Annotated in this window: 1 protein-coding gene; it reads left to right on the plus strand. The window is 39.6% G+C overall.

Annotated features, from left to right (window positions below):
• A partial coding sequence (locus WAE57_RS15815) for an EAL domain-containing protein (protein WP_337711310.1) occupies window positions 1-546 on the plus strand: 546 nt, incomplete at both ends.

Genomic DNA, 546 nt, shown 5'->3' on the forward strand with positions numbered 1-546 from the left:
GTTAGTCTATCAACCGGTTATTGATGCTCATTCAGGCCAGTTAAAAAGTGTAGAAGCCTTAATCCGTTGGCAGCATCCACAAAGAGGTTTTATCTCTCCAGCAGATTTCATTCCATTCGCCGAAAAAACTGGTCAAATTGTAGTGATTGGCCAATGGGTTTTACAGCAAGCCTGTCAGGATATTGTTGAATGGAATAAGAAAAATGGCGCTAGCCTGAGTGTAGCCGTCAATCTTTCTCCCTTACAGTTCAAGCGCACAGGCTTTTTGCATGACTTACAAGAAACACTGGCCAATACACAGTTGCAGCCTGAATTATTAAAAATTGAAGTTACTGAAACCATGTTAATTGCAGGTGCTGACCGTTCTTTAGAAATTTTAATGGCGATTCGTGATTTGGGCATTAAAGTTTCTGTCGATGACTTTGGAACAGGATACTCAAGCCTGAGTTATTTACGTACTTTACCTGTTGATGAGATAAAACTTGATCGCAGTTTTATTGAACATTTACCTAAAAATGAGAAAGATGGTGCTATTGTAGCAGCCAT

Origin of the sequence: Acinetobacter sp. NS-4 (genome assembly GCF_037402435.1) — a bacterium.
Taxonomy (GTDB): domain Bacteria; phylum Pseudomonadota; class Gammaproteobacteria; order Pseudomonadales; family Moraxellaceae; genus Acinetobacter.